The following is a 22,564-nucleotide window of genomic DNA, read 5'->3' on the forward strand; positions in this document are numbered from 1 at the left end:
CAGTGTATCATAAACACTGACAGAAAACAAGAAAATCCCCCACGAAAGTGGGGGATTTCCTGTTTCTACTCGTTTTTACTTACTCAGCAGCTCATCCACCATCGCGTCCATCTGCGCCTCAGCGGCGGCGTTGGAAGCAGAGCGGAGGGTGACGACGGTGTCGCAGACGGTGATGTTCTTCATGCCGTCCAGCTCGGCGCGCATGAGCTTTGCAGCCATGGGCGCCCAGGTGCCGTTCTCCATCAGGGCGATGGTGCGGCTCTGGAATGCCTTGGTCTTGAGGTGGGCCAGCAGGTTCTCCATCGGCGGGAAGAGGAAGCCGTCATAGGTGGCGCAGGCCAGAACGGTCTTGCCGCAGCGGAAGGCTTCGGTGACGGCGTAGGAGACGTCGGTGCGGGTCAAATCCATCTCCACCACCCTGGCACCCTTGGCGCGGAGCTTTTCGGCCAGAATGTGGGCGGCGGCGCGGGTGTGGCCGTGGATGGAGGCACTGGCGACCAGCACCTTCTCCGGCTCTTCGGCCTTGTAGCTGGACCACAGATCGTAGTAGTTCAGGTACTTGCCAAGGTCGCCGGTGAGGACGGGGCCGTGGAGCGGGCAGATGGTCTTGATGTCCAGCGCAGCGGCCTTTTTCAGCAGAGCCTGCACCTGCGGGCCATACTTGCCCACGATGTTCAGGTAGTAGCGGCGGGCCTCGCTGGCCCAGTCGGCCTTCTCGTCGAACTTTGCCACCGCGCCGAAGCGGCCAAAGCCGTCGGCAGAGAAGAGGACTTTTTCGGTGGACTCATAGCTCACCATGACCTCGGGCCAGTGGACCATGGGTGCGAACACGAAGGTCAGGGTGTGGGCGCCCAGCGAAAGGCTCTCGCCGTCCTTCACGACGACGCGGCGCTCCTTGGCGATGGCCTCTGCGCCGAAGAACTGCTCCATATACTGGAAGGTCTTGGCGTTGCCCACCACCTGCATCTCGGGGTAGAGGGCGGCGAGGCGGGCCACATTCGCGCCGTGGTCAGGCTCCATGTGGTGGACGACGAGGTAGGCGGGCTTCTCCCCTGCCAGTGCCTCGGTGACGTTTGCCAGCCACTCGTCGGTAGCGCGGTCGTCCACGGTGTCGAGGATGGCGATCTTCTCGTCCCGGATGACGTAAGAGTTGTAGCTGACGCCGGTGGGGACCGGGTACTGGCTCTCAAACAAATCGATGGTGGTATCGTCCACGCCCACGCCCAGAATGGCGCTGCTGATGTTCTTTACGCTCATAAGCACATTTCCTCTCTGTTATTGGTGTGTATGGTCTGCCATGGCTGGCAATTATTTTAGTAATCGTTCTCAGTATAGCACAGTCTGCCGCCTTCGTCAACTATTTATCAGGCCGGATGGCCGAATGACGTTCTACTGCGGTAGGTTCTATGATAAAGTTCCAAATATATATCTTAGATACGTTATAAATCAAACTTTATCAGCTTGATAAAGTTCCCCCTGTTGATAAAGTTCGAACTTTATCAGCTTACCCGAAGTTCATCACATGGATAAAGTTCGTTTTGTCGCGCTGATACGTCATTATTCAGGAACTTTATCCGATATTTCGCTGGTCTCAGAGAGTGCTTTCGGCAGCTCGTTCATATCGTCTATCTCGAGCAGGGCGCTGGCGCTGGCCTCGTCGAGGCTCTGGACGCTGCGCAGCTTCCGGCTGATGGCCCGGCTGCGGACGCCGATGAGCTGGTCCAGCTCTTCGTCGGTCTGGCGCAGACGCTGCTGCATCTTGGCGAGGCCCTGCCCGAACTTGTCGAACTCCGTTTTCACCGCGCCCAGCAGCTGCCAGACCTCGCCGGAGCGCTTCTGGATGGCGAGGGTCTTGAAGCCCATCTGCAGGCTGTTCAGCAGGGCTGCCATGGTGCTGGGGCCTGCCACGTTGACCTGATAGTCCCGCTGCAAGACCTCCAGCAGCCCTGCGTTCACCACCTCGGCATACAGGCCCTCAAAGGGCAAGAACAGGATGCCGAAAGCCGTGGTATAGGGCGGCTCGACGTACTTTTCCCGGATGTCTCTGGCCTCGCTGCGGAGCACCAGCTCGAGGGCGTGGCGGGCATCCTCCACGGCCTGCGCGTCGCCGGAAGCGTAGGCGTCCTGTAAGTGGGCGTAGGTGTCGCCGGGGAACTTGGAGTCGATGGGGAGCCAGACGCTGCCGCCGTCGGCACCCGGCATCCGGATGGCGTATTCCACCCGCTGGGTGCTGCCCGGGATGGTGGCGACGTTGGTGTCATACTGCTCCGGGGCGAGGATCTCTTCCAAGATCGCGCCCAGCTGGATCTCGCCGAGGATGCCGCGGGTCTTGACGCCCGAGAGCACCTGCTTCAGGCCGCCCACGTCGGCGGCGAGGGACTGCATCTCGCCAAGGCCCTTGTACACCTGCTCGAGCTGCTGGTTAACAGCCTTGAAGCTTTCCGTCACCCGCTTCTGCAAAGCGTCCTGAAGCTGCTCGTCCACCGTGTGGCGTATCTCGTCCAGCTTGCGGGTGTTCTCAGCCTGCAATGCCGTCATGCTCTCGACCATGGCGCGGCGCAGCTGCTCCATCTGCTGGTTGTTGGCCTGTTCGAGGCTCTGCAGACGCCGCTCCAGGATGCGCTGCTGGCTGTCCTGCCCCTGACCGAGGGTGGTGCTCATGCCCTGCACAGCCGTCTGCAGCGTCTCGCTGACGCTGCGGATGGCGGCGTAGTTCTGCTGGGCGATGGCGTCCTGACGGGCGTTGAACTCTCTGGCCTGAGCGGCCAGCTGCTCTTCGAGCCAGTCTTTCAGCTCTTCGCAGTCGGCTTCGTCCAGCCCGCCGGTGGGGCGTCCGCTGCGGAAGAGCAGCAGCGCCATCATCAGGCAGATGGCCACCAGCAGGACGGTATACAGCATTGCGAGAAATTCCATTTATTCTACTTCCTCAAACTTCAAAACTTCTTTGGTGGTCACGGTATCGTCACCGTACAGGCCCACGCCGTCGGCCTCCATCTCGCCGCTCTGGTTGTCGTAGGGGTCGCTGCGGAAGCCCAGCATCGGCGGGTCGAAGGGCGCTTCAAAGGCGCTGTTTGCCACCATGCGGCCCGTATCCAGACTGCCGAAATAGTGGCGGCGGAGCACTTCATCGCCCCGGCGGGCCATGGAGGCACCGTAGGAGCAGTCGGCATACATCCAGCCCCTGGGGGCGACGTAGAACCGCGCCCAGTCGTGACAGCCCGCGTCCCCCGGGGCCACTGCAAAGCCGCTCTCCCACCGGGCCGGGATGCCCGCGATGCGGCAGAGGGTGATGAAGGTCAGCGCCATGATGCCGCAGTCTCCCCGGCGGCTGCGGGCGCAGTTCTCGGCGATGGACTCATGGACGAAATAGGATGGCTGGAAGTGATACCGGACATTCAGGGTGACATAATCGTAGATGCGCTTAGCCTTCTCCGCCGGGCTGGCGATGCCCTCGGTGAGCTGAGCCGCCAGCGCCCGCAGGTAGGGCGTAAAGACGATGTGGGGCGCTTCCTCGCCGGTGTAGAGATCGGGCTGCTCCGCGTCGGGCGTGAAGGAAAGCGGGTCGGCATAGACTGCCGTCTCCCGGTAGCTGTACTCGGCCCCGAAGGTGCGGTTCTCGGTCAAGTCGGCCTCCCAGCAGACGGTGCGCTGGGGCGCGTCCTCGGCGGCGATATGGCCGGGCGTCTCGGTGAAGCGGTCCAGCGTGATATGGCTCTGGGACGGGCAGGCGGCAGGCAGAGCCAGCCATGCCCGGACGTGGACGGCGTCTCTGCCCTCGGCTTTCGCCTTTTCCAGCGCGGCGGCGAAGGCTTCGTCGGACATCCGGATGCTGGTGCGGAGGGTGATGTCGGCGCTGGCGCTCCCCTCCCGCTCCATCTTCTCGTGGAGGCGGTGGCGCTCTTCGTTCTTGTTGTTGGGGGCGTCCGGCGTCAGCTTCCGGGCGGCGAGGTCGGCGTGGGTGGCCAGCAGCGTCTCGGCGAACCGGGCCTGATACCGCTTCTCCCCTTCCACGAACCGCCAGTCCATCCGGCCCTCCCAGTCGAGCTTCTTAAATTCCTCTGCCGTGAAGTCCCTGACCCGCTCCTGCATCCGGGCAATGGCCTCGGCTTCCGTCCAGCAGTATTCCCCGGGCAGCCGGCGCATGATCTCCTTCTGGACGGTCAGGGCCTCCCGCAGGGCGTCCACACCGTGGGGCGTGGGGTTCTCGGGCGGGACATACCCCTCCGGCGGGGCGATGCCGTTGGACGCCGGGCCGTTCTGGGTCTTTGTCCAGTCCTCGGCCAGCAGCCGGTCGATGCGGGCGATGGCCTCCTGATAATATCCGGCTGCTTTCAGCCGGGCGATGTCGTCGGGCAGGCCCACATTCAGGCTGCGGATCGATCCATTCCAATCGTACATAATCTTTTCCTCCTGTTATTCCGAAACGCTCTGCCAGAACTCGGCAGCACGTTCCACCCAGTCCTCGGCGTCCGTCCCCACGCCGATGCCGATGCCATGTTTGGCGTTGTCGTAAACTTCCACCCGGTTGGGGACGCCGCTGGCTTCCAGTGCCTTTGCAAGGGTCGGCCCCTGCAGGGGGTAGACGAAGGCTTTCAGCATGAGGTCATTCCTGCCGTACCACAGGAAGGTGGGCGGATAGTCCGGCGTCACGAGCTTCGAGACGGTGTAGGAATAGTAGCGTCTTTCCAGCCGGTCGGTATCCATCAGGAGATGGTAGGCAGGCTTTGCCTCAAAGAAGTTGTTGATGGGGTAGGCCAGCAGCAATACGCCGGGCTTCGGCACACCGTAGCGGCCCCAGCCCTTTTCCTCATTGCCGAAGACGCCTGCGAGCTGTCCGCCGGAGGAGTAGCCCAGCAGGGCGTAGTCTTCCGTGGAGACGCCGAAGGTGTCGGCATTGTCCATCACGAAGCGGATGGCCCGGGCCAGGTCTTCCAGCGGAGCATCGTCCCCGGCCTCCCATCCGATGCGGTAGCGCAGCGAGAAGACGGCATAGCCCTGCTCGTGCAGCTCCCACGCCGTGGACACGCCGCCCCGCAGCTCGCCGCTGTAGTAGAGCGAGTTGCCCGACAGCACGATGGCAAACCTGGCCCCCGGCTGCTGGGCCGGGCAGTAATACAGCTCCGCATGAGCGCGGGCAGGCACGGCGGCGATCTCCTCTTCCGAATAGAGCGGATAGGTCACCCGGGTGCCGTCGTGATAGACCTGAGCCAGATAGTTGAGGCCCGCCGCGCAGGCTTCGGCGGAGGTCTTGCCGACCACCTCGGTCAGCGTCTCGTCGTCGCGGCTGGTGGAGAGCTTTTCGCAGTCCCGCTCCCACACATAGGTGTATGTATAGAGACCGCTGGCCTTGATGTCGGGGTCGTCGCGTATCTCCTTCATGGTGGTCTGGGGGGTGATGCTGGCTGCTGAGGCCGGGACGGCGAGGACACCGAGCATCAGCACAGAGGCAGCGATTCGTTTCCAATCCATCTTCATTTCTCCTTTTTCAGAGCAGCCTTCATTGCATTTTTCGGCAAAGAGGTCTATAATAGTCCCTGCCCTGAACGGGTATTTACTCTATTGTATCACAACGGTGCTGATTGTCAAAAAATTTCTGCCCGGGAGGGAGCTTTGTCATGCTGACCAATTACCACACCCACACCACCCGCTGCGGCCACGCCGAAGGCACCGAGGAGGAATACATCCTCACGGCCCTGCGCTGCGGCTTCAAGGTGCTGGGGTTTTCTGACCACACCCCCTGGGCCTACGCGACGCCGGGCTTCGTCAGCCGCATCCGGATGCTGCCCTTCCAGCTGGACGATTACGTCCTGACCCTGCGCAGGCTGCGGGAGAAATATGCCGACAAACTCCACATCCGCATCGGCCTCGAGGCAGAGTATTTCCCGGCCTATCTGGGCTGGCTCAGAGAAGAGACGGAGCGGCTGGACATCGAATATCTCATCCTCGGCTGCCACTACGACACCACCGACGAGCAGGACGCCAGGGCCAGCCGCTTCGGCGGCAGCCCCTCCACCGCCCACGGCAGACGGTATGCCGAGCAGGTGGTGGAAGCGCTGGAAACGGGACTTTACCGGTATCTGGCCCACCCCGACCTCTTTTTGAACCGGGTGACGGCCTTCGACGCCGACGCCGAGAAAGCCTGCCGGGACATCTGTGCCGCAGCGGCGCGGCTGGACATCCCCCTCGAGTACAACATGGCCGGACTGACCCTGCAGGGCCGTCCCGACGGCTCTCTGGGCTACACCCGGGACGAGTTCTGGCGCATCGCGGCGGAGTACCCCGTCAAGGCCATCGTGGGCTGCGACGCCCACGCCCCCTCGGAGCTGGACGTCGTCCCCTCCATCGAGGAAAAGAAAGCCTTCCTGCACAGCTTGGGCATCCCGGTGCTGGACACCCTGCCGGGGCTGGAATAAGCGGCCATTGCGCGGACGGGCTGCATCTGCTATACTGAGACAAGAGGAATGATGCAGGGCGCATTGGGGCGCTCTGCCGGGAAAGAATATCATGAGCAATATCACCATCCGGCCCATGGAGCCGGAAGACTGGAACGCTGTGTCCGAGATCTATTTAGAGGGCATCGCCACGGAGCACGCCACCTTCCAGACCACCTGCCCGCCCTACACGGCGTGGGACGCCTTTCACATCAAAGAATGCCGCCTCGTCATTCTGGACGGCGGCGAGCTGGCCGGTTGGGCCGCACTGCGGCGGGTAGACCCCCGCTGGTGCTATCGGGGCGTGGCCGAGGTGAGCATCTACGTCGGCGAGAAGTTCCGGGGCCGAGGCATCGGCTCCCGCCTGCTGACGGCCCTCTGCGAAGAGTCGGAAAAAGAGGGTTACTGGACCTTACACTCCACCGTTTTGCAGGACAACACCGCCAGCCTCGGCCTCCACACGAAGTGCGGCTTCCGGGTGGTCGGGCGGCGGGAGCGCATCGCCCGGGACTGTCATGGCCGCTGGCTGGACACCTACCTGATGGAGCGCCGCGCCAAAGCCGACGAGCCTGCGGGGTACAAGAAATTATAAAAAATGAGCTGCTGCACGTAACGTACAGCAGCTCATTTTCGTATCAGGCAAGGCCTTTACCACTCGTTGTCCGCCGCGTCCGTATCGGCCACCCGGGTGCGCTGGAACATGCTTTCCAGCACGGCGCAGTATTTGTCGGCCAGGCAGACGATGACCGCTTCCCGGCAGGTGGGGACATGGCGGAAGGTCAGGGGCCACATATGGCTCGAGATGATGTTCTGCTCTTTCCTGGTGATGGCGAAGCAGCGCTCGGCATTGACGCAGGCAGAGCCGGGATGGGCAAAGCCGTGCATCTCGAACAGGCGGCGCAGACCCCGGAAAGAGCTGCGCTTGTGCCAGTCGTAGAGATAGAAGTCATGGAGGAAGGCCCCCACGGCCAGCGACGTCTCATCCGCGCCCAGATGGAAGCGGCGGTTGAGCCAGAAGCTCACCAGCACCACATTCTTGCAGTGCTGGTAGGTGGTCACATCGCCGTGCTGGATAAATTCCCGCATCCGCTGCACTTCGGGGTGCTGGTCATATTGGGCCAGAATGGCGGTGAGGCACTGACGCTCCGTATCAGAAAGCTGCATTGAAAAGTTCCCTTTCATAAAGAGGTTAAACCTCTCCGTCACGCCTGACGGCGTGCCACCTCCCCTATTGAGGGGAGGCTTTGGCATTTCGTAAAGCTTTTTCTCTTCGCCAGAGGCTCCCCTCGGTAGGGGAGCTGTTGAGCGAAGCGAGACTGAGAGGTTAACTTCTCAGCTGCACCGGGTTGGAATTGCCGAAGTTCTCGGCCTCGGTGGGGTTTGTGCGCTTGAGGTCCAGGTCCACGAGGTACTGCTTGCCGTCGCCCAGCTCCTCGAGCTGTGCCAGTTTTGCCTTGGCGGATGCTTCGTCCGGGTACCACTGGATGAGGAAGAAATTCTCCGCCTCCACGCCGTAATACAGCCACTGGCCGTCGGCCCGGAGCAGGTCGTCCAGATGGTCTACCTCGTCGCCGTCGGTCAGGCCGAGGCCCTCTTCCGCGTAGACGTTTTCCGGCTCCACCTGCAGCACTTCGATGACCTGAATGGCGCTCTGCAGATATTCGTCCTGAGCGATGCTCTTGTCGGAGAGCTCCCAGCCCGTCAGGAATGCCTGCATCAGCAGGTCTTTGACCGAGATCTTCTTTTCCATGTATGTTTCCTTCTTCCTCGTTTGTTTCCGCTGACCAGTATACGCTCAAATCTTGGGCAGGTCAACCATAAATTTATGAATTTTTTGTAGGAATGTCCAAATTCAACTCAATTTGAACCCCAACGTCTCCCCCAGCCACTCGAGGCAGAGAGCCACCCAATGGGCGCGGTGAGGGTCGGCGGCATCCACTTCGGCGGTACTGATGCTGGTGCCGTGAGCGCCCTTCTCGAACAGATGTGCCTCGCACGGCACGCCCGCCCTCCGCAGGGCGGCCAGCAGGAGAAGCGTGTTCTCCACCGGAACGGTCTTATCCTCCATGGTATGCCAGACGAAGACCGGCGGTGTGTCGGAGGTCACCTTATCCTCCAAGGTGAACGCCTGCTGTGCGGCAGCATCCTCGCTGCCCGCCAGCTGGACGAAGCTGCCCCGGTGGGCAAACTCCCCTGCCGTGATGACCGGGTAGCCCAGGATCACTGCATTGGGCCTCTGCTGGGCCGTCTCGCCCGGAATGTCCAGCACCGCGCCGGACAGGGCCAGATGTCCGCCCGCCGAGAAGCCGCAGACGGCAATCTTATCCGGCAGGATGTGCCACTCTCCCGCATTCTGCCGCAGCAGAGCCAGCGCTTCGTTCAGCTGTCGGAGAGGCCGGTAGTTCTGCGCCCCCTCCCCCACGCTGTAGGTCAGCACGGCGGTGTGATAGCCCGCCGCCGCAAACTGCAGGGCCACCGGGTCGCCCTCCCGGGGGCTGACATGGTTGTAGCCGCCGCCCGGCACCACCAGCACCAAAGGCCGCTGCTTCACGGCGGGCATGGCGTCCAGCGACGCCCGCAGGGAAACCGTCAGCACACCGCCGCCTGCAAGTTCCAGCTCTATCTGCTGCATCTCTCATCCTCCTTATAGACAGGTCTGTCATTCCGGCCCATTATACGGCTTTGGCGCGGGAAAGTAAAGGCAGCTTCGGCCCCAAAAGGAAAGTTTTTTGAACTTTTTATGAAACCCCTTGATTTTTGTTTCTCAGCGGTGTATATTAGCACTCGAAAGTTGTGAGTGCTAAGTTTTCACGAGTGGTTTTCCGCTCCGTGTGCCGGCACTCTCCACAGGCAGATCCTGATGCGACACGCGCCCGGGCAGTTCCGCCGCCGGGACGCTAAAATCTGATAAAAAGAGGTTTTGTATTATGGCGAAAAAAGAATTTCAGGCCGAGAGCAAAAAGCTGATGGACATGATGATCAACTCCATCTACACCAACAAGGAAATTTTCCTGCGCGAGCTGATCTCCAACGCTTCGGACGCCATCGACAAGCTGTATTATAAGAGCCTGACCGACACTTCCGTCGGCATGAACAAAGGCGATTTCCGCATCCTGCTCACCCGCGACAAGGACAGCCGCACCCTGACCATCTCCGATAACGGCATCGGCATGACCCGGGAAGAGCTGGAGCAGAACCTCGGCACCATCGCCCACTCCGGCTCCCTCGACTTCAAGAAGGACAACAAGGATGAGAACATTGACATCATCGGTCAGTTCGGTGTCGGCTTCTACTCTGCCTTCATGGTGGCCGACAAAGTGACGGTCATCTCCAAGGCTTACGGCTCCGACGAGGCCTGGCAGTGGGAGTCCAGCGGTGCTGACGGCTATGAGCTTGAGCCTGCTGAGAAGGAGACTGCCGGTACCGACATCATCCTCCACATCAAGCCCGACACGGAGACCGACAACTACGACAACTTCCTCGACGAGTACGGCATCGTGGCCATCGTCAAGAAGTACAGCGACTATGTGCGCTACCCCATCCAGATGGAGCGCGAAAAGAGCCGTCAGAAGCCCGAACCCGACCCCAAGCCCGACGACTACAAGCCCGAGTGGGAGACCTACACCGAGCTGGAAACTCTGAACAGCATGGTGCCTATCTGGAAGAAGCAGAAGAGCGAAGTCACCGACGAGGAGTATGCAAACTTCTACAAGGATAAGTTCAGCGACTACGCCGACCCCGCCCGCGTCATCGTGAGCCGCACCGAGGGTACTGCAAACTATAACGCCCTGCTCTTCGTGCCCAGCCACCGCCCCTATGACTTCTACACCAAGGACTACGAAAAGGGTCTGGCTCTGTACGCATCCGGCGTCCTCATCATGGAGAAGTGCGCCGACCTGCTGCCCGACTACTTCAGCTTCGTCAAGGGCATCGTGGACAGCCAGGATCTGAGCCTGAACATCAGCCGTGAGATGCTGCAGAAGGACAATCAGCTCAAGCTCATCCACAACGCTCTGGAAAAGAAGATCAAGAACGAGCTCCACGCCATGCTGGCCAACGACCGCGAGAAGTACGAGAGCTTCTGGAAGGAGTTTGGCCGTCAGCTGAAGTTCGGCGCTTACTCCGACTACGGGATGCACGCCGAGCTGCTGCGCGACCTGCTGCTGTTCTGGTCTGCCAAGGAGCAGAAGATGGTCACTCTGCAGGAGTACGTGGACAAGATGCCCGCCGAGCAGAAGTACATCTACTTCGCCGCCGGCGACTCCACCGACCGTCTGGCAAAGCTGCCTGCCGCTGAGCTGGTCATGGACAAGGGCTACGACGTTCTGCTCCTGACCGAGGATGTGGATGAGTTCTGCCTGCAGATCATGCGCACCTATCCCCGCAAGGATGCCGAGGGCAAGGACGGCACCGTCGAGTTCAAGAACGTCAACAGCGGCGATCTGGGCCTCGAGACCGAGGACGAGAAGAAGGCCGCCGAAGAGGCTACCACCGCCAACAAGGCTCTGTTTGACGCCATGAAGGACGCTCTGGATGGCAAGGTCAAGGAGGTCAAAGTCTCCACCCGCCTGAAGGACCACCCCGTCTGCCTGTCCGCCGACGGCCCGCTGTCCATCGAGATGGAGAAGGTGCTGTCCAAGCAGCCCGGCAGTGAGGGCGTCAAGAGCGACAAGGTGCTGGAGCTGAACGTCAACCACCCCGTCTTCACTGTGCTGAAAGCCGCACAGGAGGCTGGCGATACCGAGAAGCTCAAGAAGTACAGCGCTCTGCTCTACGCACAGGCACAGCTCATCGAGGGCCTGCCCGTGGATGACCCCGCCGCTTACGCCGAGGCCGTCTGCAGCCTGATGCAGTAATTTTTCCCTGTGTTCCCGGGCCGGAGGGCGCTGCTCCCTCGCCTTCCGCCTGACATCATAATTTTCTTCCCTTAACAAGAAGGCCGCGCTCCGCTGGAAAAGTGGATCGCGGCCTTTTCTTTTGCGCTGCCCGCCGCAGTAAGGTTTCTCCATATCGCGGCCCGCTCCCCCGCCGGGACGCGGCAGCGGGAAGTTTTGGCGCAGTTATACAATGCTTTTCCTGTTTTGAAAAAACTTTTGTCTCAGTTGTAATTTATCCGAGATTTTTATTTTGCATCCCCGCCGGACAGCCCCGGCGGGGATTTTTTGCAACTTTTCATTGAGATGCAACAATAACACATGGTTTTTTCCGGACAAATCCTTTACTATAGGATTAGAAGCGGGCTGTATCGCCCACACGAAACAAAAAAGTATCTGTCTGTCAGGAGGAAGATTCCATGATGAAGTCCATTCCCGTATGGAAGCAGGAGCTGTCCGACGGCGTCCACGCCGCACGCCTCGCCTCCCTGTATTGCTGTGCTCCCGCCGAGACGGCCTCTGAAGCCGCCCGTTACGCCGCCGTGCTGGACGGGCTGGAAAAGACCTTCGGCTCCCACGCTGAGGCCGGCCTTTACAGCGCACCGGGCCGCACCGAGATCGGCGGCAACCACACCGACCACCAGCATGGCCGGGTGCTGGCCGGCAGCGTGAACATCGACATGATCGCTGCCGCAGCCCCCAACGACAAGAACCAGCTCCGCGTCCAGAGCGAGGGCTATGATCTGTGCGTCATTGATCTGAATGACCTCGAGGCCCGCAAGGAAGAGGAGAACACCACCGCCTCTCTGCTGCGCGGCGAGTGCGCCGCCTTCACCCAGCGGGGCGCAAAGCTGGCCGGTCTGGACGTTTACATCTCTTCCAACGTGCCGAAGGGCAGCGGCGTCTCTTCTTCTGCCGCCTTTGAGGTGCTCATCGGCGTCATCCTGAACGACTGCTTCATGACCGAGAAGGTCTCCCCCATCGCCATCGCGCAGATCGGCCAGTGGGCTGAGAACGTCTACTTCGGCAAGCCCTGCGGCCTGATGGACCAGATGGCTTCCAGCGTGGGCAACATCATCACCATCGACTTCGCCAGCCCCGCAAAGCCCGTGGTGGAGCCGGTGGCTGTGGACTTCTCCAAGGCTGGTCTGGCCCTCTGCATCCTCGACTCCGGCGCAGACCACGCCGATCTGACCGACGAGTACGCCGCCATCCCGGCTGAGTGCCGCGCCGTGGCCGCTGTCTGCGGCGGCGAGGTGCTGCGGGATGTGCCGTTCGAGACCTTCCTTGCAAAGCTGCCCGAGTGCCGCAGGCAGTGCGGCGACCGCGCCGTCCTCCGCGCCTTCCACGTCTACGCCGACAATGACCGTGTGGCAAAGCAGGTGGCCGCACTCCACGATGGCGACTTCGGCACCTTCCTCTGCCTCGTGAACGAGTCCGGCCGCAGCAGCTGGGAATATCTGCAGAACGTCATCCCCGCAGGCTACAAGGAGCATCAGGAAGTGGGCGTGACCATCGCTGCCGCCAAGCATCTGCTGGGCGATAAGGGCGCTGTCCGCGTCCACGGCGGCGGTTTCGCCGGCACGGTGCAGGCTTTCGTGCCTGTGGAGATGCTGGACGAGTTCAAGGCCGGTATGGAAGCCATCCTCGGCGAGGGCCGCTGCCACGTCCTGTCCATCCGCCCGGAGGGAGGCGCTGTCCTGTGATCTCCACTGCCATCCAGCAGCTCGTCAACTACGGTCTGGACACCGGCCTCATCCTGCCTGACGACGAGATCTACATCCGCAACCAGCTGCTCATGACCATGCAGCTCGACAGCTTCACGGAGCCGGAGGGCGACGTCTGCTACGCCGACCTCGAGAGCATCCTGAAAACGCTGGTGGATGATGCCGCGGCCCGGGGCGTCTGCGACGACAGCCCCACGGCCCGCGACCTCTTCGACACCCGGCTCATGGGTGTGCTGACGCCCCGCCCCAGCATCGTCCGCGCCAACTTCGAAGAGCGGTACGAGACCGACGGCCCCCAGGCCGCCACCGACTGGTTCTACAAATTCAGCCAGGATACCGATTACATCCGTCGCTACCGCATCAAGCGGGACGTCAAGTGGGTGACCCGGACTCCTTATGGCGACCTCGACATCACCATCAACCTGTCGAAGCCCGAAAAAGACCCCAAAGCCATCGCAGCCGCAAAGCTGGCTCCTCAGAGCGCCTACCCCAAGTGCCAGCTCTGCGTGGAGAACGAGGGCTATGCCGGCCGGCTGAACCATCCCGCCCGGGAAAATCACCGCATCATCCCGCTGACCATCAACGACAGTGCGTGGAATTTCCAGTACAGCCCCTATGTCTACTACAATGAGCACTGCATCGTCTTTAACAACCAGCACACCCCCATGAAGATCGAGCGTGCCACCTTCCGCAAACTGCTGGACTTCGTGGCCCTCTTCCCCCACTACTTCGTGGGCAGCAACGCCGACCTGCCCATCGTGGGCGGCAGCATCCTGAGCCACGACCACTTCCAGGGCGGCCACTACGAGTTCGCCATGGCCAAAGCGCCCATCGAGAAGAAGTGGGTCTTCCCCGGCTTTGAGGACGTGGACGCCGGCATCGTCCACTGGCCCATGAGCTGCATCCGCCTCACCTGTGCCGACGACGAGCGCCTTGTGGAACTGGCCGATAAGATTTTGACCGTATGGCGGGGCTACACCGACGAGAGCTGCTTTGTCTACGCCGAGACCGACGGCGAACCCCACAACACCATCACCCCCATCGCCCGGATGCGGGACGGCAAGTTCCAGCTGGATTTGGTGCTGCGCAACAACATCACCACGCCGGAGCATCCGCTGGGCGTCTATCACCCCCACGCAAAGCTCCACCACATCAAAAAGGAGAACATCGGCCTCATCGAGGTCATGGGTCTGGCTGTTCTGCCCAGCCGCCTGAAAGCCGAGATGACCGATGTGGAAGCCGCCCTCGTGGCCCACACCCCCGCCGCTGAGTACGGCGAGAACATCCAGAAGCACGCCGAGTGGGCGATGGACATCCTCGCCCGCCATCCGGAGCTGAACGCCGAAAATGTCCACACCATCGTGCAGGACGAGATCGGCCATGTCTTTGCCGAAGTCCTCGTAGACGCCGGCGTCTACAAGATGGACACGGCAGGCCGCGCAGGCTTTGAGCGATTCTTAGCAAGTATCTGAGCATAAAAAATAATGCCTCCCCGGCGGGGAGGCATTCCTTTTTCGTTTATTGTTTGCCCAGCTGCCAGAACGCAACGGCGCTGGCGGCAGCGACATTCAGCGAATCGACGCCGTGGGACATGGGGATCTTGACCGTGTAGTCGCAGGAAGCGATGGTGCCGGCGGCGAGGCCGTCGCCCTCGGTGCCAAGCACGATGGCAAGCTTCGGCTCTTTTGCAAGCTGCTCGTCGTCGATGCTCACCGAGCGGTCGCTGAGGGCCATCGCGGCGGTCTTGAAGCCGAGGGAGTGGAGGATGTCCATCCCCTTCTCCGGCCAGTCTGCCGGGGTCTCGCCCAGCTGCCCCCAAGGCACCTGGAACACCGTACCCATGCTGACGCGGACGGCGCGGCGGCAGAGCGGGTCGCAGCAGGAAGGGTTGATGAGGACAGCGTCCATGTTCAGCGCCGCCGCCGAGCGGAAGATAGCGCCCACATTGGTGGAGTCCACGATGCCCTCCAGCACGGCCACCCGGCGGGCGTTTTTGCAGAGTTCTTCCACCGGGCGGGGTGCCGGGCGGTGGAAGGCGCAGAGCACGCCCCGGGTCAGCTCAAAGCCGGTGAGCTCTGCCAGCATCTCCCGATCTGCCGTGTACACCGGCGCGTCGCCGCAGCGGCTCAGGATGCCCGCTGCCGGGCCGGTGATCTGCTTGCGCTCCATCAGCAGGGACACGGGCTTGTAGCCTGCGTCCAGCGCCCGGGCGATGACCTTGGGGCTCTCGGCGATGAAGATGCCTTTCTCCGGCTCGAGGCGATTGCGCAGCTGGTTCTGGGTCAGCCGGGCATAAGGGTCCAGCTCCGGCGCGTGGAAATCCGTGATCTCGATGATATTGGGCATACAGAAAGCCCCTCCTTCTCCTGAAAAAAGCTGTTTTCTGTATTCTACCACAGTCTGCGCCGCATTGCAAAGCAAAGCGCATCCTGCGATACCCGCCCGGAATCGTCATTATCTATAAAAAATATGGCATAGTTTTTGACAAAACGCCGGTTTTGCGTTATAGTATGGCATGGAATTATTTTCTGGATAGAAGGAGGAGCTTTTATGCCATCTCTCAAACCTCACGGACAGATGTCCGAAGCTTTTATTACCGCTCTGTTTCTCTCCGTCTCAGGCGGCTTACAGGATGTTTATACTTATTTATACCGCGGCAAGGTCTTCGCCAACGCCCAGACCGGCAACATCGTGCTGATGGCCGTCAAGCTGTTTGCGGGCAAGTGGGGCGAGGCACTGCGCTACCTGATTCCCCTTTGCGCCTTTGCGCTGGGCATTTTTGTGGCCGAGTTCATCCGCCTCAAGCTCAAGCGGATGCAGTGGCTCCACTGGCGTCAGCTGGTGGTGCTGTTCGAGATCCTGATGCTCTTCGTCGTGGGCTTTTTGCCGCAGGAGCTGAATCTTCTGGCCAACTCCCTCGTCTCCTTCTCCTGCGCCATGCAGGTACAATCCTTCCGCAAGGTGAACGGCTATGCCTTCGCCAGCACCATGTGCATCGGCAATCTGCGCAGCGGCATGGATTCCCTCTGCGCATGGCTGGTGGGCGGCAACACCAAAGCCTTCGGCAAGGCGATTCACTACTTCGCCATCATCTTCCTGTTCGCGCTGGGTGCCGGCCTTGGCAGCCTTGCACTGGCCCCCATGGGCAGCCGGGCCATCTGGCTTTCCTGCCTGCTGCTCTTCATCAGCTTCTGCCTGATGTTCCTGAAAGAGGACATTGAGGAGCTGGAAGAATTTGAGCACCTGGAGCACGAGGAGGCCCTCAAAAAATAATTGCGCCGAAGCCTGTCGTATGCTATACTATAGAGTGTTTATGTGACCCTCCGGCCCGCCGCACCACCGACGTGCCGGAGATGAAGTTGTAGAATCAGGAAGAGGAGCATTCCATGAAAAAAGGCTTTGACAACGCGAAATATCTTCAGATGCAGTCCCAGCACATCCGGGAGCGCATCGCACAGTTCGACAACAAGCTCTACCTCGAGTTTGGCGGCAAGCTGTTCGACGACTACCACGCCTCCCGCGTGCTGCCGGGCTTTGAGCCGGACTCCAAGCTGCAGATGCTGCTGCAGCTCAAGGAACAGGCCGAGATCGTCATCGTCATCAGCGCGCAGGACATCATCAGCAGCAAGGTGCGCGGCGACTACGGCATCACCTACGACCTCGACGTTCTCCGCCTCATCGACGCCTTTCAGGGCACGGGCCTGTTCGTGGGCAGCGTCTGCGTGACCATGTACACCGCCGCCCCCGAGGTCGAAGCCTTTGAGCACAAGCTGAACAGCGTGGGCGTGCGCACCTTCCGCCACTATAAGATCCCCGGCTACCCCAACGACGTGGCCCGCATCGTGAGCGACGAGGGCTACGGCAAGAACGACTACATCGAGACCCAGCGTCCCCTCGTCGTCATCACGGCTCCCGGCCCCGGCAGCGGCAAGATGGCCACCTGCCTGTCCCAGCTCTACCACGAGCACAAGCGGGGCGTCAAGGCCGGTTATGCCAAGTTCGAGACCTTCCCCATCTGGAACCTGCCCCTCAAGCACCCGGTCAACCTTGCCTACGAGGCCGCTACCGCCGACCTGAACGACGTGAACATGATCGACCCCTTCCATCTGGAGGCCTACGGCGTCACCACCGTCAACTACAACCGCGACATCGAGATCTTCCCGGTGGTCAACGCGATGTTCGAGCTCATCGCGGGCAAGAGCCCCTACAAGTCCCCCACGGACATGGGCGTGAACATGGCCGGCAACTGCATCGTGGACGACGAAGCCTGCCGCGAGGCCTCCCGCAACGAGATCATCCGCCGCTATTTCAAGGCCCTCTGCGACCACAAGATCGGCAAGAACGTGGACAGTGAGATCTTCAAGCTGGAGCTGCTGCTGAATCAGGCCGGTCTGGCTGTCGGCGACCGTGCCGTGGAAAAGCAGGCTCACGCCGTGGCCGAGCGCACCGGCGGCGCACCCGCTGCCGCCATCGAGCTGCCGGACGGCACCGTCGTCACCGGCAAGAACGGTCCCCTGCTGGGCGCAGCCTCTTCTGCCCTGCTCAACGCCCTCAAGAAGCTGGCCGGCATCGACCATGAGATCGACCTGGTCTCCGCCCGCGCCATCGAGCCCATCCAGACCCTCAAGACCAACTACCTTGGCAGCCGGAATCCCCGCCTGCACACCGATGAGATCCTGATCGCGCTGTCCAGCTCTGCCGCCGAGAATGAGACGGCTGCTGTCGCTCTGCAGCAGCTCTCCAAGCTCAAGGGCTGCGACATGCACTCCACGGTCATCCTGTCCAGCGTGGATACGGACACCATCAAGCGTCTGGGGATGTACCTCACCTGCGAGCCCGCCTATGAGCAGGAAGACCGCAAGTATCACAAGAAATAAGCGCTCCGGCGCATAAGAAAAGCCGCACAGTACAGCGAAAAACTGTACCGTGCGGCTTCTTTGTTTCTTCTGTAGTTTCTCAGACGTGAGACAGGCTGGGCGCACCGCCCGCGATCTCCTCGGCGGTCAGCGGCTTCGCCTCGGCAGGGGCGTTCAGACGCTCCTTTGCTACGGCCAGCATCAGTTTGATGCGGTTCTCTTGATTGACCTTGGTGGCGCTGGGGTCATAGTCGATGGGGGTGATGTTGGCGCTGGGGTACATCGCGCGGATCTTGTTTACCATGCCCTTGCCCACGATGTGGTTCGGCAGGCAGCCAAAAGGCTGTGCGCAGACGATGTTGCCGTAACCGCCCTGCACCAGCTCGATCATCTCAGCCGTCAGCAGCCAGCCCTCGCCCATCTTGGCACCCAGCGAGATGATGCCCTCAGGCTTTTCCACCAGTTCCTTGAAGGGGCCGGGGGCGTAGAAACCGGCGTCGGCCTCGGCCTTGAGCATGGAGCGCTCCACGCTGTCCAGCCAGTTGAGCAGCTGGTCGGTGCCCATCTTCATGGCCAGCTTGCCGCCGTAGAGGACATGGTCCTCGCCCATGTTGAAGATGCAGTACTGCACGAAGCCCATCAGGCCCGGGAAGTTGACCTCGCAGTCCTGACTCTCGAGGAACTTCTGCAGGTCGTTGTTGCCCAGCGGGCTGTACTTGACGTAGATCTCGCCCACGACGCCGACTTTGACCTTCGGCACACGGGTGACGGGAATGGACTTAAAGTCCTTTGCGATGAGGGGGAAGGTGTGCTTCATCTCACGGGAGGTGAAACCCTTGCCCGCCAGCAGTACACGGCCCAGACGCTCGACCCAGAGGTCTACCATTTTATCGGCAGCGCCCTTCTCGTTCTCATACGGAGCGACCTGATTGCGCAGGGCGCAGAGCATATCGCCGTAGAACACGCTGGCGATGGCCCGGCGGGCCAGAGGCAGAGTCATCTGGAAACCGCTGTCCTTCTCGAGGCCCGAGAAGTTCAGGCTGGCCACCGGGATGTTCGGATAGCCTGCCTTGACCAGCGCCTTGCGGAGCAGATGGATGTAGTTGGAGGCACGGCAGCCGCCGCCCGTCTGGGTGATGAGCAGGGCCGTGTGCTCGAGGTCGTACTTGCCGCTGTTCAGCGCGTCGAGGAACTGGCCAATGACCAGCAGTGCCGGATAGCAGGTGTCGTTGTGGACATATTTCAGGCCCAGCTGCGCCACAGCGCTGCCGCAGTTGCCAAGGATCTCGCACTTGTAGCCGTCGTAGCGCAGGGCGTATTCCAGCAGGCGGAACTGGGTGATGGCCATGTTGGGGATGAGGATGGTGTGAGTTTTCTTCATCTCCGGGGTGAATTTGGGGTAATTGTATTCCATAGGTTCCTCCTATGTTACTTCTTATCTTCGTCTCGCTCATCCAGTGCGGCGAACAGGCTGCGCAGGCGGATATTGACAGCACCCAGGTTGGTAATTTCATCAATTTTCAGCTGGGTGTAGAGCTTGCCGCCCTCCTGCAGGATCTCGCGGGTCTCATCGGTGGTGATGGCATCCACGCCGCAGCCGAAGGACACCAGCTGCACCAGATCCATATCCTTCTGGGTGGTGCAGTACTTGGCGGCGGCATACAGGCGGCTGTGGTAAGTCCACTGGTTCAGCACGCTGGTGGGGAACTTTTCCACGCGGTTGGAGATGCTGTCCTCGGTGACCACCGCCGCGCCGTGGCGGGTGATGAGGTGGTCGATGCCGTGGTTGATCTCCGGGTCCACATGGTAGGGGCGTCCGGCCAGCACGATGATGCGCCTGCCCTGACGGCGGGCCTCATCAATGATCTCGCTGCCCTTGACCCGGATCTGTGCCATGTGGGCTTCATACTCGGCGTAGGCGGCGTTGGCAGCCTCCTGCACTTCCTTCTCGGAGATGCCGCCGAAATACTTGGGCAGCACGTCCTTCGCCATCTTGTGGACGAAATCCTTCGGACGGTGGATGCCGACGTAGTCGTAGATGAACTTCTGGCCTTCCAGCTCGGGGCAGTTGCCGGCGAGGACTTCGGGATAGTAGGCCACGACGGGGCAGTTGTAGTGGTTGTCGCCCAGACCCTCGTCGATGTTGTAGGTCAGGCAGGGGTAGAAGATGGCGTCCAGATGCATCTGGGTCAGGGCCTTGATGTGGCCATGGCTGAGCTTGGCCGGGAAGCAGGCGGTGTCGCTGGGGATGGTAGCCTGACCAGCCAGATAGAGGCCGCGGCTGGACACCGGGCTGGTGTGGACGGCAAAGCCGAGCTTTGTCCAGAATGCGTGCCAGAAGGGCAGCAGCTCGTACATATTCAGGCAGAGCGGGATGCCGATGGAGCCGCGCTTTCCGGCCACAGGCTTATAGCTGGCCAGAAGCTGCTGCTTGTAGGCGTAGAGGTTGAGGCTGTTGTCCTCGCTCTTGCCGGTGACAGGCTTGTCGCAGCGGTTGCCGGAGATGAACTTGCGGCCATCGGCAAAGGTGTTGACGGTGAGCTGGCAGTGGTTGCCGCAGCCGCCGCACTTGACGCTGACGACTTTCTGGTCGAAGCTCTCCAGTTCTTCCTCGCTCATCATGGCGGAGGTGGTCTGGCCGTTCTTGCGGCACTGGCGCAGACCGAAGAGGGCCGCACCGTAAGCGCCCATCAGACCGGCGATGTCGGGGCGGATGACCTCGACGCCCATCTCCTTCTCGAAGGCGCGGAGGACGGCCTCATTGTAGAACGTACCGCCCTGCACGACGATCTTCCGGCCCAGCTCTTCGGGGCTGGACGCACGGATGACCTTGTACAGCGCGTTCTTGACGACGCTGATGGACAGACCCGCCGAGATGTTCTCAATGGACGCGCCGTCCTTCTGGGCCTGCTTGACCGAGCTGTTCATAAAGACGGTGCAGCGGCTGCCCAGATCCACGGGGCGGTCGGCGAAGAGGCCGAGGGCCGCGAACTCCTTGATGTCGTAGCCCAGTGCCTGCGCGAAGGTCTGCAAAAAGCTGCCGCAGCCGGAAGAGCAGGCTTCGTTCAGGAAGATGTTGCTAATGGCACCATCTTCGATCTTGAAGCACTTCATATCCTGACCGCCGATGTCGATGATGAAGTCCACGTCCGGCATGAAGTATTTTGCTGCCGTGAAGTGGGCCACGGTCTCCACGAGCCCGAAGTCGCAGCGGAAGGCGTTCTTGACCAGTTCTTCGCCGTAGCCGGTGGTGGTCACGCTGGCCACCTTGAGGCCGGGGTGCTCTTTATAGATTTTCAGCAGCTGCTGCCGGATAAGGGGCAGCGGGTTGCCGAGGTTCGGCTGATAGTTGGTGTAGAGGATCTGGCTCTGCTCGTCCACGACCACCAGCTTGACGGTGGTGGAGCCGGAGTCGATGCCGATATGCACCGGGCCGCACTGGGCGCCGAACGCCACCCGCGGCACGCTGTGGGACATATGGCGGGCATGGAATACCTCGTACTCTTCCTTGTTGGCGAAGAGGGGCGGCTCGCTGGCGTAGGTCGCCGTGGCGGCGTACTCATCCAGCGCAGCGGCCACATCCGAGAGGACGAACTCCTTGTCGGCGTAGAGGGCAGCGCCCAGCGCGACGTAGAGCAGGCTGTTCTCGGGGCAGGTACCGGTGACGCCCAGTGCTTCGTCGAAGCTCTTGCGCAGCACGGTGCTGAAGGTCAGCGGACCGCCCAGATAGAGGATATTGCCCTGAATGGGGCGTCCCTGTGCCAGACCGGCGATGGTCTGGTTGACCACGGCCTTGTAGATGCTGGCCGCGATGTCCTCGGTCTTTGCGCCCTGATTGATGAGGGGCTGCACGTCGCTCTTGGCGAAAACGCCGCAGCGGGATGCAATGGTGTATGTACGGGTGGCCTGTTCGGCCGCCTTGTTCATCTCATCGGCACTCATCTTGAGCAGCGTCGCCATCTGGTCGATGAAAGCGCCCGTGCCGCCGGCGCAGCTGCCGTTCATGCGGACTTCGGTGCCGTTGGTCAGGAACAGGATCTTTGCATCCTCACCGCCCAGCTCGATGACGCAGTCCGTCGCAGGGACGAACTTTTTGACCGCCACGCGGGTGGAGAACACCTCCTGCACGAAAGGCACGCCGCAGCTGTCGGCCAGGCCCATGCCGGCGGAGCCGGAGATGCTGAGCAGCGCTTTCCGGCCATGCAGCTGCTCTGCGTCGATGCGGCGCAGCAGCTCCTGCGCCTTTTCCAGAATGTGGCTGTAGTGGCGCTCATACGTCGAATATAAAAGGGTATCGTTTTCATCCAGCACCACGCATTTGATGGTAGTGCTGCCGATGTCAAGACCTACTCTCACAGTTGTTTTTCCTCCTGAAGGACAATGCACTCTCCCTCTGCACACAGGGCTCTCCGGCCCGGGCAGAAGTTGTTTGCTAACGAATCAAATTTCAGACTCGCATACACGGGTATTATAAACCAAATCCGGCTGACAATCAATCATTCGGGATTATTTTACACCTTAAAAACAGTAAAATCATCTTGCAAAGTTAAACATTTTGTTAATTTCGCAAACTTTTCTGTGGATTTCGGGCTGTTTCTACTAAGATTCTTTACCGTCTGTCATTTTTCCTGCTCTCTTCCCTGTCCCGCACAAAAATCAAAGGCATCTGCACTGCG

Annotated in this window: 17 protein-coding genes; 7 read left to right on the forward strand and 10 right to left on the reverse strand. The window is 61.0% G+C overall.

Features of this window, described 5'->3' with window-relative positions; genetic code table 11:
- Positions 1–75: 75 nt before the first annotated feature.
- The 4 genes from J3349_RS09135 to J3349_RS09150 form a co-directional block, all read right to left on the reverse strand.
- Complete coding sequence (locus J3349_RS09135) at positions 76–1,257, reverse strand: FprA family A-type flavoprotein (protein ID WP_158397017.1); 1,182 nt, start codon at positions 1,255–1,257, stop codon at positions 76–78.
- 300 nt (positions 1,258–1,557) lie between these two features.
- A complete protein-coding gene (gene rmuC, locus J3349_RS09140; RefSeq protein ID WP_207677193.1) occupies positions 1,558–2,913 on the reverse strand; it encodes a DNA recombination protein RmuC in 1,356 nt (451 codons plus the stop codon).
- Complete coding sequence (locus J3349_RS09145) at positions 2,914–4,398, reverse strand: transglutaminase-like domain-containing protein (protein ID WP_207677194.1); 1,485 nt, start codon at positions 4,396–4,398, stop codon at positions 2,914–2,916.
- A 15-nt stretch (positions 4,399–4,413) separates the two neighbouring features.
- Positions 4,414–5,469, reverse strand: a complete 1,056-nt coding sequence (locus J3349_RS09150; protein ID WP_207677195.1) for an alpha/beta hydrolase — start codon at positions 5,467–5,469, stop codon at positions 4,414–4,416.
- 146 nt (positions 5,470–5,615) lie between these two features.
- On the opposite strand from J3349_RS09150, the gene J3349_RS09155 reads away from it, so the two are divergent.
- Complete coding sequence (locus J3349_RS09155) at positions 5,616–6,413, forward strand: histidinol-phosphatase (RefSeq protein WP_207677196.1); 798 nt, start codon at positions 5,616–5,618, stop codon at positions 6,411–6,413.
- Between the two features lie 91 nt (positions 6,414–6,504).
- Positions 6,505–7,023 carry a GNAT family N-acetyltransferase gene (locus J3349_RS09160; protein ID WP_207677197.1) on the forward strand — a complete coding sequence of 173 codons (519 nt, stop codon included), beginning with the start codon at positions 6,505–6,507 and terminating at the stop codon, positions 7,021–7,023.
- Positions 7,024–7,079: 56 nt separating this feature from the next.
- On the opposite strand, the gene J3349_RS09165 is transcribed toward J3349_RS09160, so the two are convergent.
- The 3 genes from J3349_RS09165 to J3349_RS09175 form a co-directional block, all read right to left on the reverse strand.
- Complete coding sequence (locus J3349_RS09165) at positions 7,080–7,595, reverse strand: HD family phosphohydrolase (protein WP_207677198.1); 516 nt, start codon at positions 7,593–7,595, stop codon at positions 7,080–7,082.
- 160 nt (positions 7,596–7,755) lie between these two features.
- Positions 7,756–8,181 (reverse strand): hypothetical protein, encoded by a 426-nt coding sequence (locus J3349_RS09170; protein WP_158388400.1) that lies wholly within the window; start codon positions 8,179–8,181, stop codon positions 7,756–7,758.
- A gap of 102 nt (positions 8,182–8,283) precedes the next feature.
- Positions 8,284–9,063 carry an alpha/beta hydrolase gene (locus J3349_RS09175; RefSeq protein WP_207677199.1) on the reverse strand — a complete coding sequence of 260 codons (780 nt, stop codon included), beginning with the start codon at positions 9,061–9,063 and terminating at the stop codon, positions 8,284–8,286.
- Between the two features lie 295 nt (positions 9,064–9,358).
- Between J3349_RS09175 and htpG the strand changes: the two genes are divergently transcribed.
- The 3 genes from htpG to galT all read left to right on the forward strand — a co-directional run bounded on the left by htpG (position 9,359) and on the right by galT (position 14,504).
- Positions 9,359–11,287, forward strand: coding sequence for a molecular chaperone HtpG (gene htpG, locus J3349_RS09180; protein WP_207677200.1), 1,929 nt, complete (start codon positions 9,359–9,361; stop codon positions 11,285–11,287).
- Positions 11,288–11,724: 437 nt separating this feature from the next.
- On the forward strand, positions 11,725–13,011 hold the full coding sequence (locus J3349_RS09185; RefSeq protein ID WP_207677201.1) for a galactokinase family protein: 1,287 nt from the start codon (positions 11,725–11,727) through the stop codon (positions 13,009–13,011).
- On the forward strand, positions 13,008–14,504 hold the full coding sequence (gene galT, locus J3349_RS09190; RefSeq protein ID WP_207677202.1) for a UDP-glucose--hexose-1-phosphate uridylyltransferase: 1,497 nt from the start codon (positions 13,008–13,010) through the stop codon (positions 14,502–14,504). Before J3349_RS09185 ends, galT begins: the two co-directional genes overlap by 4 nt.
- A 46-nt stretch (positions 14,505–14,550) precedes the next feature.
- On the opposite strand, the gene J3349_RS09195 is transcribed toward galT, so the two are convergent.
- Complete coding sequence (locus J3349_RS09195) at positions 14,551–15,378, reverse strand: RNA methyltransferase (RefSeq protein WP_207677203.1); 828 nt, start codon at positions 15,376–15,378, stop codon at positions 14,551–14,553.
- Between the two features lie 204 nt (positions 15,379–15,582).
- Between J3349_RS09195 and J3349_RS09200 the strand changes: the two genes are divergently transcribed.
- On the forward strand, positions 15,583–16,305 hold the full coding sequence (locus J3349_RS09200) for a YoaK family protein (RefSeq protein ID WP_207677204.1): 723 nt from the start codon (positions 15,583–15,585) through the stop codon (positions 16,303–16,305).
- A 113-nt stretch (positions 16,306–16,418) separates the two neighbouring features.
- Entirely contained in the window at positions 16,419–17,909 is a 1,491-nt protein-coding gene (locus tag J3349_RS09205; protein WP_207677205.1) for a DUF1846 domain-containing protein, read from the forward strand.
- Between the two features lie 79 nt (positions 17,910–17,988).
- Here the strand turns inward: J3349_RS09205 and J3349_RS09210 are convergent, their stop codons facing one another.
- Entirely contained in the window at positions 17,989–19,302 is a 1,314-nt protein-coding gene (locus tag J3349_RS09210; RefSeq protein WP_158403502.1) for a 2-hydroxyacyl-CoA dehydratase, read from the reverse strand.
- A gap of 14 nt (positions 19,303–19,316) precedes the next feature.
- Entirely contained in the window at positions 19,317–22,244 is a 2,928-nt protein-coding gene (locus J3349_RS09215; RefSeq protein ID WP_207677206.1) for an acyl-CoA dehydratase activase, read from the reverse strand.
- Positions 22,245–22,564 lie beyond the last annotated feature (320 nt).

The sequence above is a fragment of the Faecalibacterium sp. Marseille-P9590 genome, assembly GCF_017377665.1.
GTDB lineage: Bacteria > Bacillota > Clostridia > Oscillospirales > Ruminococcaceae > Faecalibacterium.

Bases quoted from the DNA above. Each gene is read 5' to 3' on its own strand.
- J3349_RS09135 (WP_158397017.1), bottom strand. From the start codon at position 1,257: ATGAGCGTAAAGAACATCAGCAGCGCCATTCTGGGCGTGGGCGTGGAC.
- rmuC (WP_207677193.1), bottom strand. From the start codon at position 2,913: ATGGAATTTCTCGCAATGCTGTATACCGTCCTGCTGGTGGCCATCTGC.
- J3349_RS09145 (WP_207677194.1), bottom strand. From the start codon at position 4,398: ATGTACGATTGGAATGGATCGATCCGCAGCCTGAATGTGGGCCTGCCC.
- J3349_RS09150 (WP_207677195.1), bottom strand. From the start codon at position 5,469: ATGGATTGGAAACGAATCGCTGCCTCTGTGCTGATGCTCGGTGTCCTC.
- J3349_RS09155 (WP_207677196.1), top strand. From the start codon at position 5,616: ATGCTGACCAATTACCACACCCACACCACCCGCTGCGGCCACGCCGAA.
- J3349_RS09160 (WP_207677197.1), top strand. From the start codon at position 6,505: ATGAGCAATATCACCATCCGGCCCATGGAGCCGGAAGACTGGAACGCT.
- J3349_RS09165 (WP_207677198.1), bottom strand. From the start codon at position 7,595: ATGCAGCTTTCTGATACGGAGCGTCAGTGCCTCACCGCCATTCTGGCC.
- J3349_RS09170 (WP_158388400.1), bottom strand. From the start codon at position 8,181: ATGGAAAAGAAGATCTCGGTCAAAGACCTGCTGATGCAGGCATTCCTG.
- J3349_RS09175 (WP_207677199.1), bottom strand. From the start codon at position 9,063: ATGCAGCAGATAGAGCTGGAACTTGCAGGCGGCGGTGTGCTGACGGTT.
- htpG (WP_207677200.1), top strand. From the start codon at position 9,359: ATGGCGAAAAAAGAATTTCAGGCCGAGAGCAAAAAGCTGATGGACATG.
- J3349_RS09185 (WP_207677201.1), top strand. From the start codon at position 11,725: ATGATGAAGTCCATTCCCGTATGGAAGCAGGAGCTGTCCGACGGCGTC.
- J3349_RS09195 (WP_207677203.1), bottom strand. From the start codon at position 15,378: ATGCCCAATATCATCGAGATCACGGATTTCCACGCGCCGGAGCTGGAC.
- J3349_RS09200 (WP_207677204.1), top strand. From the start codon at position 15,583: ATGCCATCTCTCAAACCTCACGGACAGATGTCCGAAGCTTTTATTACC.
- J3349_RS09205 (WP_207677205.1), top strand. From the start codon at position 16,419: ATGAAAAAAGGCTTTGACAACGCGAAATATCTTCAGATGCAGTCCCAG.
- J3349_RS09210 (WP_158403502.1), bottom strand. From the start codon at position 19,302: ATGGAATACAATTACCCCAAATTCACCCCGGAGATGAAGAAAACTCAC.